Here is a 16,307-nt window from a genome sequence, read left to right on the forward strand (position 1 = left end):
AATGTATTCCGATGTTCGCTCTCTGCTTATGTTACCATATCCTTTATTCAATTTGGAGCGAAATGCCTAACTTTTTGCAAATTTGTTCGCGGTGGAAGGACAAAAGCAAAAAAATTGCCCATGAAAGCGGTCTAAACGCGTTTTTTGGGGCAACGCGCCGTTTGAGGTATGGACAGGTATGATATAATGTTGAATGAGCCGGGTGTGTCTCGCATTCCGGTATTTTCTGCATAGAAAACGGTGATACCATTGACCAAAGCGAATCAGGATACCCGTGTCGTCGTCGGCATGTCCGGAGGAGTCGATTCCTCCGTTACGGCGCTTCTGCTGAAGCAGCAGGGCTACGACGTCATCGGGATTTTTATGAAAAACTGGGACGACACCGACGAATTCGGCGTTTGCACGGCCGAGAGCGATGCCGAGGATGTCCGCCGCGTCTGCGAGCAGATCGACATTCCTTACTATACCGTAAACTTCGAGAAGGAATACTTTGATAAGGTCTTTACCTACTTCCTTGACGAATACAAAGCCGGACGCACACCGAATCCCGACGTGATGTGCAACCGCGAAATCAAGTTCGGGGAATTCCTGAACAAAGCGCTGCAGCTCGGGGCCGATTATGTCGCTACCGGGCATTACGCCCGCGTCGTCGAAGAGGACGGCGTGTACAAGCTGCTACGCGGCGTGGACAGCAACAAGGATCAAACGTATTTCCTCAATGCGCTCAACCAGTATCAGCTGTCCAAGGCCATGTTCCCGATCGGGCATCTGCCGAAGCCGGAAGTGCGCCGCATCGCCGAAGAAGCCGGACTGTATACCGCGAAGAAAAAAGACAGCACCGGCGTCTGCTTCATCGGCGAACGCAATTTCCGCGAATTTCTGAGCCAATATCTGCCGGCGCAATCCGGCGAGATGATCGACATCGCGACCGGCGAAACCAAAGGCCGGCATGACGGGCTGATGTACTACACGCTCGGCCAGCGCCAAGGGCTCGGCATCGGCGGCTCCGGCAACGGCGAACCGTGGTTTGTCGCGGAAAAGGATCTGGAACGCAACATTCTGTACGTCGTGCAAGGCGACAAGCATCACAGCCTGTACTCCACCGGCTTGATCGCCTCCAGCCTGAGCTGGACTTCCGGAGCGATGCCGGAAGGCGGCACCCTGAAATGCACCGCCAAGTTCCGCTACCGCCAGCCGGACCAAGGCGTCACGCTGACCGCGCAGCCGGACGGTACGGTGCATGTGGCGTTTGACGTGCCGCAAAAAGCGATTACTCCGGGCCAGGCCGTCGTGTTCTACCTCGGCGAAGAATGCCTCGGCGGCGGCACGATCGAAAAGGCGGAAAAGCTGGTACCGCTGGCGCAGTAAGCTGTGTCCGATTGATGGTGCGGGCAGGAAGAGATTCAGTCGTTCTCCTAACGCCCATCTGAACCGCGGTCCGGCATCCGACCGACAGATACGAAAAGCAAGCCCGGGCGGGCTTGCTTTTTTGTGTCTGTTGCGGGCAAGACATGATTGAACTCCGTCCCGCTGAAGATTGGGAGGCGAAGTAGAGATGAAGTTGAGTGGTCCGCTAGGGATATGTAACTATAGTGATGAATTCAAGAAAGTTTGCTTGATGCGATAGAGTTGGTTGATAGAGTATTGGAGCGATCTATTTGAGAGAGCTTTTGGGAGAACTATTGAGAGCTTGAGAGAGCTACTAGATAGCGGTGTTGGTAACGCGCCAAAGTAGATGCACTGAGATATGCGACTAAGACATTTGCTTGGAACATTTGCTTAGGAGATTTGCTTGCTTAACATACATATTTGACGCACACGCTTACGCACATTGGATCGCATGGAAAATTCGCCGCTACTTCTCCGGCTCTCCCGCATTCCTGCAGAAAATAGTGGGAAAACATCCCACTATTTTAATTGTACGATCTCGCTAGATCAATTAGTGGGATTTCCTCCTACTAATTGGGTCACAAACCTGGCAAAGTGAGAATATTGGCCGAATTAGTGGGATGATCTCCCTCTAAATCGCAAAAACCAGAGGTTTCGCTGAAATTAGAGGGATGTTTTCCTACTAAATGTTCAAGCTTCTCCCATACGGCATACCCGTGCCTTAATTCCCGTCCGCCGCCAGCTCGGCGTCGATCGCCGCCGTCAGATCAGCGTACGCACCGCCCTTCACCAGCTTGCCGTTCACCATAAATTGCGGCGTGCCGTTCACCCCGTAATTGCCCGCTGTTTTAAAGTCCTCTTTGACCGCCAGCATATAGGTGTGATTGTTGAGATCGGCGGCGAAGCGGTCTTGGTCGATGCCGGAAATGTTCTTTTTCACAAAATCAAGCAGGAAGTCCGGCGTGGCCCAAATTTTCGTCTCATCGCCTTGATGGTCGTACAGCTTGCTCATAAACTCCCAGAACTTATCGTTATTCTGCGCGGCGATCGCTTCTCCGGCACTGGCGGCCATGATGGAATCCCGGTCAATGAACGCAAAATTGGCGAAAAAAAGCTCCACCTTGCCGGTGTCGACGTAGTCCTTTTTAAACTGCTCGAAGTACGTCTCCTTCCACTTCTTGCAGGCCGGACATTTGAAGTCCGCGAATTCGATGACCTTTACTTTGGCCGAGGCTTCACCGAGATGGGGCTGCTTCTCGTATTTCAGCCCGTTGGCATCATAATCGCCGCGAATTTCCGTATAGTTGGGCAAATCGGACAGCCCGGAGGACGCCTCCGAGTTCTTCAGAAAGACCAGCGAAACCGCCAGCACAACGACGCTGACCGCCAGGGTGGCAATCACGAAGAAACGGTTGGATGTCCGTGCCGGTTTCGGATGGGGCCTTTTGGCTTGGCCTGTTCCTGAAGGGTTCGGATTGGGGCGGTTCGTTTTCGCTTGGTTCGGTTTAGTTTTGGCCATGGGCAGTCATACCTCCATCATTGATTGATTCTTCGCAAATGCCGACTCGCGTGACCGTCCCGTTCCGGGGATCGATCCGTAAAGTGACAATTTCAAACCCTTTCAGCTCCACATTCTCCCTGACGCCGAGCAGCGGTACTGTCAATTCCGTGCCACGGGGATACCCGGTCGGCTCGAACAGGCGCACGATATAACCTTCTCCGGACTGCTCTTTTTTGAAGGCGCTTAGCTGCACTGCTTCATCGCTCAATTCGATTGCCGTTCCCGGAAGCTCTCCTTCCCCCGACGGAAAATACGACAGCGCAAACGGGCGCTCTCCATGCGCCAAAGCTTCCCGGTCAACCTGGCGCGACCGCTCTTCCAGCGGTCCGGCGTTCAACCAAAAGGTATAGCAGCGCTCGCCCTGGTCGATCCTCGGCAAAAACCGGTCCTGCGGCAGAATCGGCCGGTCGCCGATCGGGTGGGCGCAATAGCCGGCCCCGCGCAGCAGGGATAAGCGAATTTCGCCATCGCAGCAATCGGAGCCGTAAATCCCGTCGTTGATCACGGTCAGCATATGCCCTTGCGAAGCGGATTGCAGGGCGGTCCATTTTTGCGCGACGGCCTCCCGGCCGTTCACTGCCAGCTCCTGCACGCCGAATGCGGTCTGGCCGGCATACCCGGCATCCCTCAGGACGGTCGGGATCGACAGCTTGAGCATGCGGTCTTTTTCATTCCAGTAGACGCGGGCGTAGACTTCGATTTCCGTGCCTTGCTTCGGCAGCTTATAGGTGAGGCACAGGCGCGAATCATTATAATGCAGCACGGCTTCGACAACCGTCCGCACCTCGCCATCTTCAATGACGCGAACGGAAGGGATCGTCTCCTTCACGCCGGAAAAAAAGCTGCCCTCCCGTTCATCCATCAACGTAAACCGGCCAACAACCTCGCGGAATTCATCGGTGTCCATCCGCCACGGGTCTTCGTTGTCGGCGACGGCCAGAGGGGCGAAAGCGCCCGGCTGGAGATAGGACACCCCGCCTGCAGAATATTCGTCCATCAAACCGGTCGCGGCATTGATCTTGACGGACAATTGTTCCGTGCGGAAGTGAAAAACGCCATTCTGCGCTTGCAGCACCGGTACCGGCTTGCGATCCAGCAGCTCGATCCGGCAATCGTAACGGTTCATCGAAGCCGGCGCCAGCTCCGCCTGGAACACAACCCGTTTGCGCCAGTCGAGATTCAGGTTGCTGTGCTCCTTCTCTGCCTGCGAGGGAATCCGTTTGCCGCCCTGATATACAACCGGATTCGAGAACTGCTCCAGCCAGTTCTGGTCCTCCAGCATGAATTCGCATTCAAAGATGCCGCGAACCGGATACGGATGAGGGTTATAAATCAGGATCGGATATTCCTTCGGCGCGGCCTGCGGCTGTCCGGCGGCCAAAGCGAAAAACGCCCGCGCTTTGAGCCGCGCGGTAATCGCCAGGCCGTGATCGAGCTGAAGCAGCGAAGCTTCCTCGGCAGGCTGAATCGACGTTCCCGGAAGAATATCGTGGAACTGGGATGTCAGCAGGTCGCGCTGCGCCTCCTCCAAATCGCGGGCCGGATAGGCGAGCAAGCCGTGAAGCCGGGCTGCGGCAAGCATCTTCTCGGTCATAAACAGCTCGTTTTCGAGCTGCCGGTGCTTCTGCTTGATGCGGATCATCGAAGTATAGCAGCCGACAAACCGGGGATTGAGATCCCCCGCGTACCGCGGCAGCTCCTTCGCTTCCGGCAGCGCGGCAAAATACTGCTCCGGCGTCGCATGCACCAGCCGGAAGCCTTCCGGCCGCTCCATTCTTGCCGCAATGCGGTCCAAATCAAGCCGGGACGGCCCGCCGCCGTGGTTGCCGACGCCCCACAGCAGCAGGCCGATCGGTTCCTCCGCGTGTTTGGCAAGCCAGGCGGCGATCTTCTCGTCGGCTTTGCCGAGTGCCGAATGGTAGGCTTCGCCGATTTTATGCGCCATCACGCGGCTGCCGGCAAATCCCTCCCAGATGAAATCCTGCCCGGGCAGCCCCGCATGCTCGTCGGGACGCATAAAGATGTACGAGTCATAGCCCGCCTGCTGCATAATCTGTACCAGCCCCCGGCTGTGGCCGAAGGAGTCGAAATTGATCGCCGTCGTCGGCCGCACGCCGAATTTTTCGCGGAAATAGCTCCGGCCCGCCAACATCTGGCGCACGAACGATTCGCCCGACGGCATGTTGCAGTCCGGCTGCAAATACCAGCCGCCCATGATATGCCATCTGCCCTGCTTCACCAGCCGCTGAATGCGGGCGAACAACGCCGGCTCGTATTCTTCGATCCACTGGTACAGGATGACTTCGTTGTGATTAAAAATGTATCCGTCATAATCTTCGCAAAATCCGGCAGCCGCCCGGAACGTGGATACGGCGGCAGCCGCGCCTTCCTCCCATTCCCATTGCCATACCGGATCAAGATGAGCGTTGCTGAGCAAATATAGCGTCTTCATCATGTTCCCCCTTCATTGCTGTAGCCTATATTCCGTGATGTTAGCGCTTTCTATAACGATGGTAGCGTCTTGCTCCGGGTACCGTAAAGGTACACTTGGGCTTTGGGCGTACGTTTCTCCCGCAGGGAGACGTACTTTACCGCTGCGGGGGTACCGGTAAGCGGATGCCTCCCGCGGCGGATACCCCCAATCGGAACGGAAGGATGTCCGCAAGCTCGATTTTCGTCCAGGAACACGTAGCGGATGAGCGCTGCTTAACCAAGCCGGGAATGCGGCCGCAAGAAAAAGCAGGCGGATCCCGCCCGGGAACCCGCCTGCTTGTTCATAATAGGGAATCGGATCATTGAAGCTGCAGCTGCGCGTTCAGCGTGTATACGCCGCCCGCCTCCGTCGCCAGCACCGTTCTCCGTCCACCGCAGCACACCGCTACCGGCCCGGCAAGCTGCGTCCGGATCACCGCTCCGGTCAGTTCTCCGTTCGCCCAGGCGATGTCGACTTCGGCATTGCCTTTGGCACGCAGCCCCGCCGCCTTGCCCGTCCCCCAGGCAACGGGAAGCGCAGGCAGCAGATGAATGCCTCCGGCATGGCTTTGCAGCAGCATTTCCGCCATCGCCGCCGTGCCGCCGAAATTGCCGTCGATGACGAAGATATTCGTCTCCGCCCCGCCGATTCCCGATTTGGAGAAGGACAGCAGGTTGTCGAAGCAGAGCTCGCCAATCAGGTGGGACACATGGCGGAACGCTTTTTCTCCGTCATGCAGCCTTGCGAAGCCGAGCGCAAACAGCGCGGCGGTAAATTCCACATCCTCCAGCTCATCCTGCGCCATCCGGTTTTCCAAAGTTACCCGCATGGCCGCGGCGAGCTCAGGGGTGTCTTCGGGGGTGATCTGGGTGCCGGGATACAGCGCGTACAGATGCGAAAAATGACGGTGTTCCGGCTGCGCCTCGTCATAATCCTCCAGCCATTCCTGCAATTGTCCGCGGCTGCCGATTTGCAGCGGAGGAAGCTTGCGGACCGCCTCCTCCAGCTTCTTGCGGAAATCCTCGTCCACGCCGAGCAGCTCGGCGGCCTCCCGGCAAAATTCAAACAGCTCGCGCACCAGCTCCTGGTCCATCGTCGTGCCCATCGAGAGCTGCTGAACGCCGGATTCCGGCCCGTCCGGATAGAAGTGGTTTTCCGGCGAATTGGACGGCCCGGTGACGAGCCACCCGTATTTCGGATGGAGGACCATATAGTCCAGGAAAAAAACCGCCGCCTCTTTCAGCACAGGATAGGCGTGATTCTTCAGAAATTCCCCGTCGCGGCTGTAGCGGAAATGCTCCATCATATGCGTTGCCAGCCATAGGCCGCCGGTGACATTTAGCCCCCAGGACGTATCCCAGCCCGGAGCCGCAAAGCCCCATGCATTGGAGAATACGTGGGCTACCCAGCCCGGGGAGCCGTAAAAATCCCGTGCCGCTGCCCGGCCCGCCTGGGCCAGATCCTCAATGTACGCCATCAGCGGCAGATGGCTGTCGCCAAGGCCGATGGCCTCGGTAGGGTAATAATTCATCTGCGTGTTCACGTCGAGATGATAATCGCAGCTCCAACCCATCCGGCAAGCTTCCCCGTCATTCCAGATGCCCTGCAGATGCAGCGGCAGCGGAGAATCGGCACGCGAGCCGGCAATCGTCAAATAACGCCCGTACTGCAAAAACAAAGCAAAGAGCTGCGGGTCCTCCCCTTCTCGCAGGCGCAGCTTCCGCATCCGTTCATCCGTCGGCAGGCCGGCCTGCAGAGATTGGCCCAGTTCAAGATCCATTTTGCCGAATTCCCGGCGGTGGTCGGCAATATGCTCCCCGCGCAGCCGTTCATAGCCCCTGTCCAAGGCTGCGGCAAGCGCCGCTTTACTCTCTTCAGCCCAGTTCGTTTCATCCTTCCGGTAGTCGGTAGCCACGGCAAAGTAAATCCATGCTTCATCCGCACCGGTAACCTTCAGCCCATCTGCGCTTGATTCCACGCGGCCGCCGGAGGCCGCGACCTTGAGCCGGCCTTGGCTCCGGACGCCGCATTCGCCGTTACTGTGGACGCGTTCCGTCGCCTGGGCGCTGAATTCCAGCGTATCCGGCGCAGCAGCCCGCGCCTCGAACAACTCCGTGATTCCCTCCAGCTTGAGCGTAAACGAGACGCTTCCCGGCGACTCCCCCCAAATCCGTGCCGCTACCACATCTCCCGGATGGGAAGCGAACAGTTCACGCTTGAGCCAGCCGCCTTTCGTCCGCGTGACGCTCCGCGCCAGCGCCTGACCCAGATCGAGCTCCCGCCGGAAATCGTCTCCGGCAAGGCGCGGTCTATGGATATCCGCAAAATCAAGCGTGATCCGGCATAAACCCAAGTGGGTGCCGAAATTCGGTTTGACCGGCATCAGATATTGTTTGGCTAGCCGGTCCCCTCCGGCATAATCGCCGGCGAAAAAACGCTCCCTCATCTCGGCCAGCGCTGCCTTGCCCCGGCCGTGGCCGGGAACGGCTTCTGCCCGGCCCGACCAGAAGGTCACCTCGCTCATCTCCCACACCTCGCGCAGCGGCGAAGACATGACGACGGCCCCGATTCTGCCGTTGCCGAGCGGAAGTCCCTGCGACCAGTTCTCCGCTGGTTTGGCATACCATAATTTATATTCGTTCATCCTGCATCCTCCTAAACATGTACAGGCTTTGTCCCGCTCCACGAGCAGCGGGTATCAGGCGTTTGCCGGGGCAAGCACGTACCGCTTGCCGCGTTCGGTGGCGAAGCGGAGCACGCCGTCCGGCCCCGTCTCGGCTGCGACCTGCCGTCCTTCGCAGGTCACAGCCAGCGGAATGCCGGCGCGAACGCGGCATTCTGCCCCCAGCTTCGAGGCGATCTCCGCTTCGGCGAGCGTGCCGCCGCTCCAGCGGAGATGGACCTCGAAGCCGCCGCGGGCGCACAGCCCCGCGGCATGGCCGCTCTCCCAGCGCTGCGGCAAGGCCGGCAGCAGCTCCAGCCACGGGAGATGCGATTGCAGCAGCATCTCCGCGATCCCGGCCGAGGCGGCAAAGTTGCCGTCGATCTGGAACGGGGGATGCGCCCCGAGCAGATTGGCATACACGCCCCCGCCGTGGCTGTACACCTCGCGGCCGTCGTCCCGGACGAGCCGCAGCATGTTGGCGAGCAGCGCCAGCGCGCGCTCGCCGTCGCGGAACCGGCTCCACAGGGCGATGCGCCAGCCGAGGCTCCAGCCGGTGCTTTCGTCACCGCGCCGCTGCAGCGAGACCCGGGCCGCCCGGAACAGCTCCGGCGTCTCCTCCTGCGAGAGCTGGCGTCCCGGATAGACGCCGACGAGATGGGAGGTGTGCCGGTGGTGAGGATCTTCATCCTCGAAGTCCTGCGCCCACTCCTGAAGTTGGCCGTAACGGCCGATTTGCGGCGGCAGCAGCCGCGCTCTGGCCTGCTCTATTTCGGCGCGGAACTCGGGGTCGCCGCCGAGGACAGCCTCCGCCTCCAGGCAGTTCGTGAACAGCTCCCAAATCAGCGCGATATCCATGGTCGCTCCGGCACTGATCGCGGCCGTGCCTTCCGGCGTACGGAATTTATGCTCCGGCGAGGTGGAAGGCGAAGTCACCATCCGGCCCAGCCCGTCATCTTGCAGCCAATCGAGGGCAAACCGCGCCGCTTCTTTCATCACCGGGTAGGCATAGTCACGCAGGTAGGCTTCATCGCCGCCGAAGGCATAATGTTCCCATAAATGCTGGGTTAGCCAGATGCCGCCCATCGGCCAGAAGGCCCAGGACGGGTCCCCGTCGCCGTAATGGCCAACCGGGGCCGTATGCCCCCAAATGTCGGCATTGTGATGCGCCGTCCAGCCCCGGGCCCCATAGTTCACGGCAGCCGTTCGCGCGCCGTTCTCTGCGAGCCGGCCGATCAGCGACAGCAGCGGCTCATGGCATTCGGCGAGGTTGCAGACCTCCGCCGGCCAATAGTTCATCTCGGTGTTGATGTTAAGGGTATAATTGCTGCTCCACGGCGGCCGGGTGGCGGCATTCCAGATGCCCTGCAGATTGGCCGCCTGCGTGCCCGGCCGGGAGCTGGCGATCAGCAGATAACGGCCGTATTGGAACAGCAGCTCGGCCAGCCCGGGATCCAACGCCCCCAGCTTCGCAATACGCTGATCGGTCGGCATGTCCTCCGGTGCAGGCGAATCGCCGAGCTTCAGCTTCACCCGGCCGATTAGCGGCCGGTAGTCGGCGAGATGCCGCTGAAGCAGCTCGCTGTACGGCCGGGCCAGCGCCTGCTCCAGCAGCGCCGCCGCCAGCGCGGATTCATCGCGGCCCTGGCTGCCCGGCAGCCGGTCGAAGCCGCTGAAGCTGGTCGCCGCGCTGAAGACCAGCACCGCGGCGCTTGCGCCGTGGACGCGAATGCCGTCCCCGTCCACGGTAACCTCGCCGTCTTCCGTCCGGACGGCGATCCGGCCTTCAAAGCGCATACCTTCGCTTTGCCCGGGATCGCCATAGCGGATCGGATCATCCGTGGCGAAATAACCCGGGTCCACATGCTCCGGCGCAGTGCCCCGCAGGACAAAGGCACTGCCGTCCGCCAGCGTATGGTGGCGCAGCGGACTGTCCAGCCGGGCATGGAAATTCAGCTTGCCGGGGGCGCCGGCCGCCAGCCGCAGCACCAGCACCTGATCCGGGTGGGACGCGAACATTTCGCGCGTATACGTTACGCCGCCCACTGCATAGGCAACACGGTGTATGGCATCTTCGAGGTCAAGCGTACGCCGGTAATCGCGGCTCACGTCTCCGTGCTCGAAACGGATCAGCAGCTCCCCGAACGGGAGATAGGACTGAGTGTATGGCCCCAACATGCGCCGGCCAAGCGCATCGGCCTCGATGTAGCGCCCTTGCCGTACCCGCTCGCGGATCTCCGGCAGAACTTCCTGTGCGCCGGGGTTGTTACCTTCCCGAGGATAACCGGACCATAGGGTGTCCTCGTTCAGGCCAACGACCTCCCGCTCCACACCGCCATAGATCATACCGCCCAGGCGGCCGTTGCCGACCGGCAGCGCTTCCGTCCAGACCGAGGCGGGCTTATCATATATAAGCTTCATAGATTTCTTTCCTCCCGATGACGTAAGTCTTCTCTGATGCTTAGCGTGGTTCACTAGCGCTGTTCAGGCCATGGCGAAACGGTCTCACCCTTGACGGTCCAGCGGTTGTCGCTAAACTCCGTATTGCGGCATGCCGTCAACCGGAAGGCTTCTTCCGGCTGCGGAAGCTGTGCCTGTTCCGCCACCCAAATGGCGTTGTCCCTGAACAAAAGCCCTTGCGTGCTTTTGGCGTTTAAGATGCAAGAGTGGCTCAGTTTAAAATCGTTGCCGCAAATCGCAATGTTGCGGTGCACCGGCGTTCCGTCGCTCCGTACGGAATTCTCCGGCGCGATGTTGATCACCGGCTGGCCGATGCCGCCGCATTCAATGAAGACATTGTCCGTAATCTCCACATCCTGCACGCCGCCGGACTCATACCAGGAAGCGGCGTCCCCGGCAATCAGCACTCCGCTCATCCGCATGCGTTCAAAACGGTTCCCGGCAATCACTGTCCTGCGCCGGGTCGAAATCAGAATGCCGCGCGTCGGTATACGCTCGAATGAGTTGTTTCGGATCTCAACCTCCGGCGTCCACGTTACATTCTCGATCACATCTTGCGGCCCGATGTCCTGCGGGGTCCGCGAAGCCAGGGTCAGCAGCAGCTCGCGGGGATTCAGCCATTGTACGGCTTCCACCCGGCCCTCCGCATAAGCGGTCAGCGACTCCGCCGCCACGAATTCGATCTGATCCCCTGGAAAAAAGGGCTGAAAGCCATACGTCTGCGGGTGCATAAACCGCACGCGAACCTGATTATCCGCAGGGCGTCCGACAATGCGCAAATACGTGCCGTGCACATTGACCGCATCGTCATGCGCGCCGGTAAACCGGCAATCCGTAATCTCCACTTTGCCCCGGCAGCCGGAGAGATGAATAAAATCGGCGAAGCCGGCCACGGTACGCCCGGTCTCCGGGCGCGGCGCCAGCGCCAGCTGCCGGAAGCTCAGATCGCGGCTGAATTGGCCGACGATACCGAGCCCGTGCATAAAATGCAGGCCGCAGGCCGTAAAGCGGATATTTGTGCTGCCCGTAATGAAGACACCGGCCTGATCGCGGATGCCGTCCCGCGCCTGCAGGACCATTCCGGCTGCAATATCCGGCCCTGGATCTACATGCAGGCGCAAGCGTCCCGGCTCCAGTTCTTCGGCATAACTCGCGCGCTCCAGCCGGTTGTCGGTTCGCCAGGTGATATTACCGGCGGGGTCGTATACCTGCATCGGCCCTTCCGTAAAGCGCCAGCCTTCACCGACCCAGTCCACGCGCCCGTTGCTCAGTTCATAGCGGGAATCCGGATGCACTGAAACGTCCAAATAGCCGTCGCCGGCATCGATAACTGTCATTTCCGTTACGGTCGGACAGGCATAATCCACATACACATTGCGGATCTCTACCCCAATGCAGCCGTCCAGTACAAACATGGTCTGTTTGCCATGGAAAATAAACAGCGAGCCGTTTCCCTCCAGCGTCAGATGCCGCAAATCCTTGAAGTGTAGTCCGATCGTCTTAAGCACATCCCGCCGTTCTTCCTCGCTGGCTGTATTGGAGATATGGTATGGCAAGCGGATCGCCGCTTCGGGATAAAATTGATACACGCCCGGAGGACAGTCCAGCACCACCGGCCCGCCGGCCATCGCAGCCGCTTCCAGCGCCAGCCGCATCGCCGGCTGCGCATCCATATCGCTGTCCGGCAGAATGCCAAAATCGCTCAGCGTAAGCACGAGCGGGAGCATTTCATTCCCCGTTCCGCACATCGCAGATTCCTCCTTTCTGCTGCGATCCCGTTAGTTGACCAACAGCTTCAGGACGCGCAGGCCCGTTCCCTTGCTCCGCGCATCCTTTGACTCCGTGCTGCGGATCACGACCGCCAACGGTCCGCGTGTTGCCCGTACCGGGAACAGTGCCGGAATGGGACGGTAGGCGTTCAGGCACCAGTCGTCAAACAAGTTGATCTGTGTAAATGGCTCGCCGTTAACGGAATATTCAAAAATACCGGAATCCGGACCGTATAACAGGAGGACGCCTGCGCTTTGCCCGGTGGCGCTCCAGGAGAATTCAGCCCCGGGCAACTCCGCTGCGCGGTGTTCCGTGGAGAATCTCCAGTTCATCAGCGGCTCGTCCGGAAGCAGCTCCGCTGTCCGGAATTCTGCCGAATACCCGGCGGCGGCGTACGGCAGCATCGTGGCGAATTCATAATTGCCGGGATCCAGCGGCGCAATCGGCCAAACCACACGCACCGCCCGCTCATTTTTCTCCTCGCCAAGCGCCGACGTTAAATATTCCCGCATATAGCCGGCATACAGCGCGTGTCCGGCATCCTGCGGATGATAACCGTCCGGCGCCAGGAGGCTCCAGTCGATTTCGCCGGTCTGCGTCCCTTCGTAGATGCGGAGGGCGAAGTTGACGGACGGAATGCCGTAATGCCCGGCGACCTCTTCGTGGACCGCAATATTAAAAGGCAGCGGACTCGTCAGATTCTTGGGGGCCGCGGTATAAACGAAGCAAATGTCCGCTTCCGGCGCAAGCCGGCGGCATTTACGGACAATGCCTTCCATTCCGCGGACCGATTCGGTCCGGTCTTCGCCGTCGTTCACGCTGAACTCGACGAACAGCAGGTCGATGGCGCCGCCATGCAGCACATGCTCTTCGAACCGGTGCGCCCCGAGCGTAGAATTGGTTCCGCCTACGCCTGCATTGATAAATTCGAACTGTTGTTCAGAATAAGTATCCTGTAAATATTGCCCGGTCAGCGCCCGCCAGCTGGCCGACTCCGCTTCCGAAGCGCCGGCGCCCTCGGTAATCGAGCCGCCCAGAAAGGCCGCCCGGAGCTTTCCATTTCCGGTTTGCCGCAGCTTTGCGCGGAACCGGGGAAGTCCTATGCGCTCTGCGATAAAAGCCCCTCTTCCACTGTGTTCAAGCATGTTTTTCTCCTCCGTATCGCTTCCGTCATTTCTACTGCCCGGGTCTTCTGCACCCGCCCGGAAACAGCGATGCCGGCCTTCAGCAACGGGCCGGCATCGGTCAAGCGGCCAGGCACGGTTCCCCGCCGCCCAGGCTTTCTATCCAAGTTTTTATTTCGCTGACGAATCGTAAGCCTTTTGCAGGATTTCCAGGTAACGGTCCAGCTTCAGGTCTTTCAGGCCTTTGACGTATGCGTCCCAGTCCTTGTTCAGATCCTTATTGCCGGTAATGAACTGCAGTTCGTTCTGCTCGATGTAGTTTCTGAGGTTCGTTTGCAGCATGCTGGCTTCGTCGATTTCGCTAGGGTCGATCCAGATCGACCAGATCGGGAACAGCTCTTTCGGCTCATGCCCCTGATACAGCAGAGAAGCATCGTACAATCTGCGTTCGTAGCCGTCGGATGCAAAGATATCGGTGCCTTGTACCCAGGTATCGCGGTATTCCTTCGGCATGTAGAAATGGCCCATGCCGCTCCAGCCGGCGTTGCGCGGCGCTTCGCCTTCCTTCATCGGAATCGTTTTGACCATCGGCGTTACGCCTTCGCCCAGCGCCACGTCTCCCGGAGCCGGATCTTCCCAGTCGATGCCTTTCATCCCGCTGGCCGCGTTTGTTTGGCCTTCCGGCGTGTACATGTAATCGACCATCTTGATCAGTGCAATTTGCGCTTCTTTGCTGGCTTTGTTGGTGATGGCGAACTTCGCGCCAGGCGATACGCCGCCGGCATCATGCGTCGCGTAGGAGATGCCCGCCGGGCCGGTAAGCGGCGCAAGCGGATTGTAGTGCGCCGAACGGGTATTGCCCGGATCGATATTGATGAAGATGGCCGGGTGCATGCCGGCGCCGGCGCCGAGAATTTCCGCATCGGCGTTTTCCCCGATCTTTTTGAACGCTTCGGCATTTTGCGTAAATGCGCCCGGATCGATCAGTCCTGCGGAGTACAGCGAACGGATATACGTCAAGCCTTCCTTCCATTCCGGCGTCACGGCCGCGGATACGACCTTGCCGTCCTTCAGGTTCAGGTAGTTGCGGTCATCGTCATACACGAAGGCGTTCATCAGATAAGGAACGATGCGCACGCCGAAGTCTTCGGTGGAGCCGCTGAGCGGCACTTCGTCGGCTTTGCCGTTGCCGTTCGGATCTTTCGTTTTGAACGCTTCCAGCATCGCTTTGAATTCGTCGGTCGTTTTCGGCATTTCCATGTTGAGCTTTTTCAGCCATTCGGTGTTGATCCACATTTTGTTCGGATACGAACAGTGGAAGCATTCGGTATAGGCGCCCAGGCCGTAAATATTGCCGTCCGGAGCGGTATAAAGCGTTTTCAGTTCAGGCGATTCTTCCATCGCCTTTTTAATGTTCGGCGCATATTGGTCGATCAAATCGTTCAGGGGAATGAGTACGCCCTGCTTGCCGTATTTCAGCACATCGGCTTGCGAGAATTCATCGATGTAAGCGGTGAGGAGGTAAGCATCCGGATAGTCGCCGCTCGCCAGCGAGATTTGGCGTTTTTCCTTAGCACCGTCGGACGGGTTGATCTGCCAGTCGAACTTGATGTTGAACTTGTCGGCCACGAACTGGGTAAATTTGTTGGTCGGAATATCGATGCCCGATTCCTGGACCGCGAAGACGCTGACGTCCACCGGTTTGGCGTCGGCGGCCTGCGTGGCCTCCGTGCCGTTTCCGGTGCTTGCGGCATTGTTCTCGCCGTTTTTGTTGTTGCTCGAACAGCCGCTGATGACGATGGTGAAGACCATGACCAGCGATAGCAGACTTAACAGTTTCTTTTTCAAATCGCATCACTCCCTTTTTTAGTTTAGACGGGTATTGCAAGCATTGTCCAGCCGTAAACCGCGGGCGATCACCCCCTTAAAATGGTTACGGGCATAGGGCTACGGGCAACGACTCAGCCTTTCACGGAACCGACCAGCATCCCCTGCACGAAATATCTTTGCACGAACGGATAGATGATGAGCACCGGAAGCGTCGCCACGACGATCAGCGAATATTTCAGAAGCTCGGACAGCTGCTGCCGTTCGACCATCGCCATCGCATCCATGTTGCCGGAGCTGTTGTTCATGATAATGATGCTGCGCAGCACGAGCTGGAGCGGGAACAAATTGGCCGACTTCAAATAGATCAGGGCGTCAAAATAAGAATTCCACTGTCCGACCGCGTACATCAGGACAAGCACCGCGATGATCGGTTTGGAGAGCGGCAGCACCACGCTGCGGATAAACCTGAGGTCGCTGCAGCCGTCGATTTCGCTGGCCTCCAGCAGTTCCTCCGGAATCGAGGATTGAAAAAACGAGCGGGCAATGATCACCTGCCACACCCAGATGGCGTTCGGAATAAGCAAAGCCCAGCGGGTGTCGATGAGATGCATCTCCCTGACCACCATGTACGTCGGAATCAGGCCGCCGCTGAAGATCATCGTGAAGGTGATGACCATCATCAGCGCATTTCGCCCGAAGAACGTCCGCCGCGACAGCGGATAAGCAATCATGATCGTCAGCGCCACGCTGATCAGCGTACCGGCGGTCGTATAGAAGATGGAGTTCAGATACCCGGTCGTAATCTCAGGCGTCTTCAAAAGAACGCTGAAGCCTTTGAACGAAATGTCGACGGGATAGAGCCACACTTTGCCCGACGTGACCGCGGCCGGACTGCTGATGGAGCTGCTGATGATGAAGACGAGCGGGTAGACGATCGCGATGACCACCAGCGTAAGGATGATATAAATGGCGGTCAGAAAAATGCGGTCGCCCGCCGATTCTTTGATTTTTTTAGGGACTGCTGCCGTAGCTGCCATA

At 58.9% G+C, this 16,307-nt stretch carries 9 protein-coding genes; 1 reads left to right on the top strand and 8 read right to left on the bottom strand.

Annotation, left to right across the window (positions count from 1 at the left end; genetic code table 11):
* Positions 1–249: 249 nt before the first annotated feature.
* On the top strand, positions 250–1,368 hold the full coding sequence (gene mnmA / locus BMW84_RS10860; protein WP_175498735.1) for a tRNA 2-thiouridine(34) synthase MnmA: 1,119 nt from the start codon (positions 250–252) through the stop codon (positions 1,366–1,368).
* Positions 1,369–2,110: 742 nt separating this feature from the next.
* On the opposite strand, the gene BMW84_RS10865 is transcribed toward mnmA, so the two are convergent.
* The 8 genes from BMW84_RS10865 to BMW84_RS10900 all read right to left on the bottom strand — a co-directional run bounded on the left by BMW84_RS10865 (position 2,111) and on the right by BMW84_RS10900 (position 16,306).
* The gene (locus BMW84_RS10865) at positions 2,111–2,908 is read right to left on the bottom strand and encodes a DsbA family protein (protein ID WP_091067647.1); all 798 of its coding nucleotides are present in this window, start codon (positions 2,906–2,908) and stop codon (positions 2,111–2,113) included.
* Positions 2,895–5,402 carry a glycoside hydrolase family 38 N-terminal domain-containing protein gene (locus BMW84_RS10870; protein ID WP_091067649.1) on the bottom strand — a complete coding sequence of 836 codons (2,508 nt, stop codon included), beginning with the start codon at positions 5,400–5,402 and terminating at the stop codon, positions 2,895–2,897. Before BMW84_RS10870 ends, BMW84_RS10865 begins: the two co-directional genes overlap by 14 nt.
* Positions 5,403–5,742: 340 nt before the next feature.
* Complete coding sequence (locus tag BMW84_RS10875; protein ID WP_091067652.1) at positions 5,743–8,067, bottom strand: glycoside hydrolase family 95 protein; 2,325 nt, start codon at positions 8,065–8,067, stop codon at positions 5,743–5,745.
* A gap of 54 nt (positions 8,068–8,121) precedes the next feature.
* Positions 8,122–10,506: a glycoside hydrolase family 95 protein gene (locus tag BMW84_RS10880; RefSeq protein ID WP_091067653.1), complete on the bottom strand. Its 2,385-nt coding sequence runs from the start codon at positions 10,504–10,506 to the stop codon at positions 8,122–8,124.
* Positions 10,507–10,559: 53 nt separating this feature from the next.
* Complete coding sequence (locus BMW84_RS10885) at positions 10,560–12,293, bottom strand: right-handed parallel beta-helix repeat-containing protein (RefSeq protein ID WP_091067656.1); 1,734 nt, start codon at positions 12,291–12,293, stop codon at positions 10,560–10,562.
* A 30-nt stretch (positions 12,294–12,323) separates the two neighbouring features.
* Positions 12,324–13,460, bottom strand: a complete 1,137-nt coding sequence (locus BMW84_RS10890) for an SGNH/GDSL hydrolase family protein (protein WP_091067658.1) — start codon at positions 13,458–13,460, stop codon at positions 12,324–12,326.
* Positions 13,461–13,610: 150 nt separating this feature from the next.
* Entirely contained in the window at positions 13,611–15,251 is a 1,641-nt protein-coding gene (locus BMW84_RS10895) for a type 2 periplasmic-binding domain-containing protein (protein WP_091068288.1), read from the bottom strand.
* 149 nt (positions 15,252–15,400) lie between these two features.
* Positions 15,401–16,306 carry a carbohydrate ABC transporter permease gene (locus tag BMW84_RS10900; RefSeq protein ID WP_091067661.1) on the bottom strand — a complete coding sequence of 302 codons (906 nt, stop codon included), beginning with the start codon at positions 16,304–16,306 and terminating at the stop codon, positions 15,401–15,403.
* Between the last annotated feature and the right edge of the window lies 1 nt (position 16,307).

The organism is Paenibacillus sp. NFR01, from assembly GCF_900111565.1.
Lineage (GTDB): Bacteria > Bacillota > Bacilli > Paenibacillales > Paenibacillaceae > Paenibacillus_AQ.

Coding starts and splice junctions, on each gene's coding strand:
- BMW84_RS10865 (WP_091067647.1), bottom strand. CDS start 2,908: ATGGCCAAAACTAAACCGAACCAAGCGAAAACGAACCGCCCCAATCCG.
- BMW84_RS10870 (WP_091067649.1), bottom strand. CDS start 5,402: ATGAAGACGCTATATTTGCTCAGCAACGCTCATCTTGATCCGGTATGG.
- BMW84_RS10875 (WP_091067652.1), bottom strand. CDS start 8,067: ATGAACGAATATAAATTATGGTATGCCAAACCAGCGGAGAACTGGTCG.
- BMW84_RS10880 (WP_091067653.1), bottom strand. CDS start 10,506: ATGAAGCTTATATATGATAAGCCCGCCTCGGTCTGGACGGAAGCGCTG.
- BMW84_RS10885 (WP_091067656.1), bottom strand. CDS start 12,293: ATGTGCGGAACGGGGAATGAAATGCTCCCGCTCGTGCTTACGCTGAGC.
- BMW84_RS10890 (WP_091067658.1), bottom strand. CDS start 13,460: ATGCTTGAACACAGTGGAAGAGGGGCTTTTATCGCAGAGCGCATAGGA.
- BMW84_RS10895 (WP_091068288.1), bottom strand. CDS start 15,251: ATGGTCTTCACCATCGTCATCAGCGGCTGTTCGAGCAACAACAAAAAC.
- BMW84_RS10900 (WP_091067661.1), bottom strand. CDS start 16,306: ATGGCAGCTACGGCAGCAGTCCCTAAAAAAATCAAAGAATCGGCGGGC.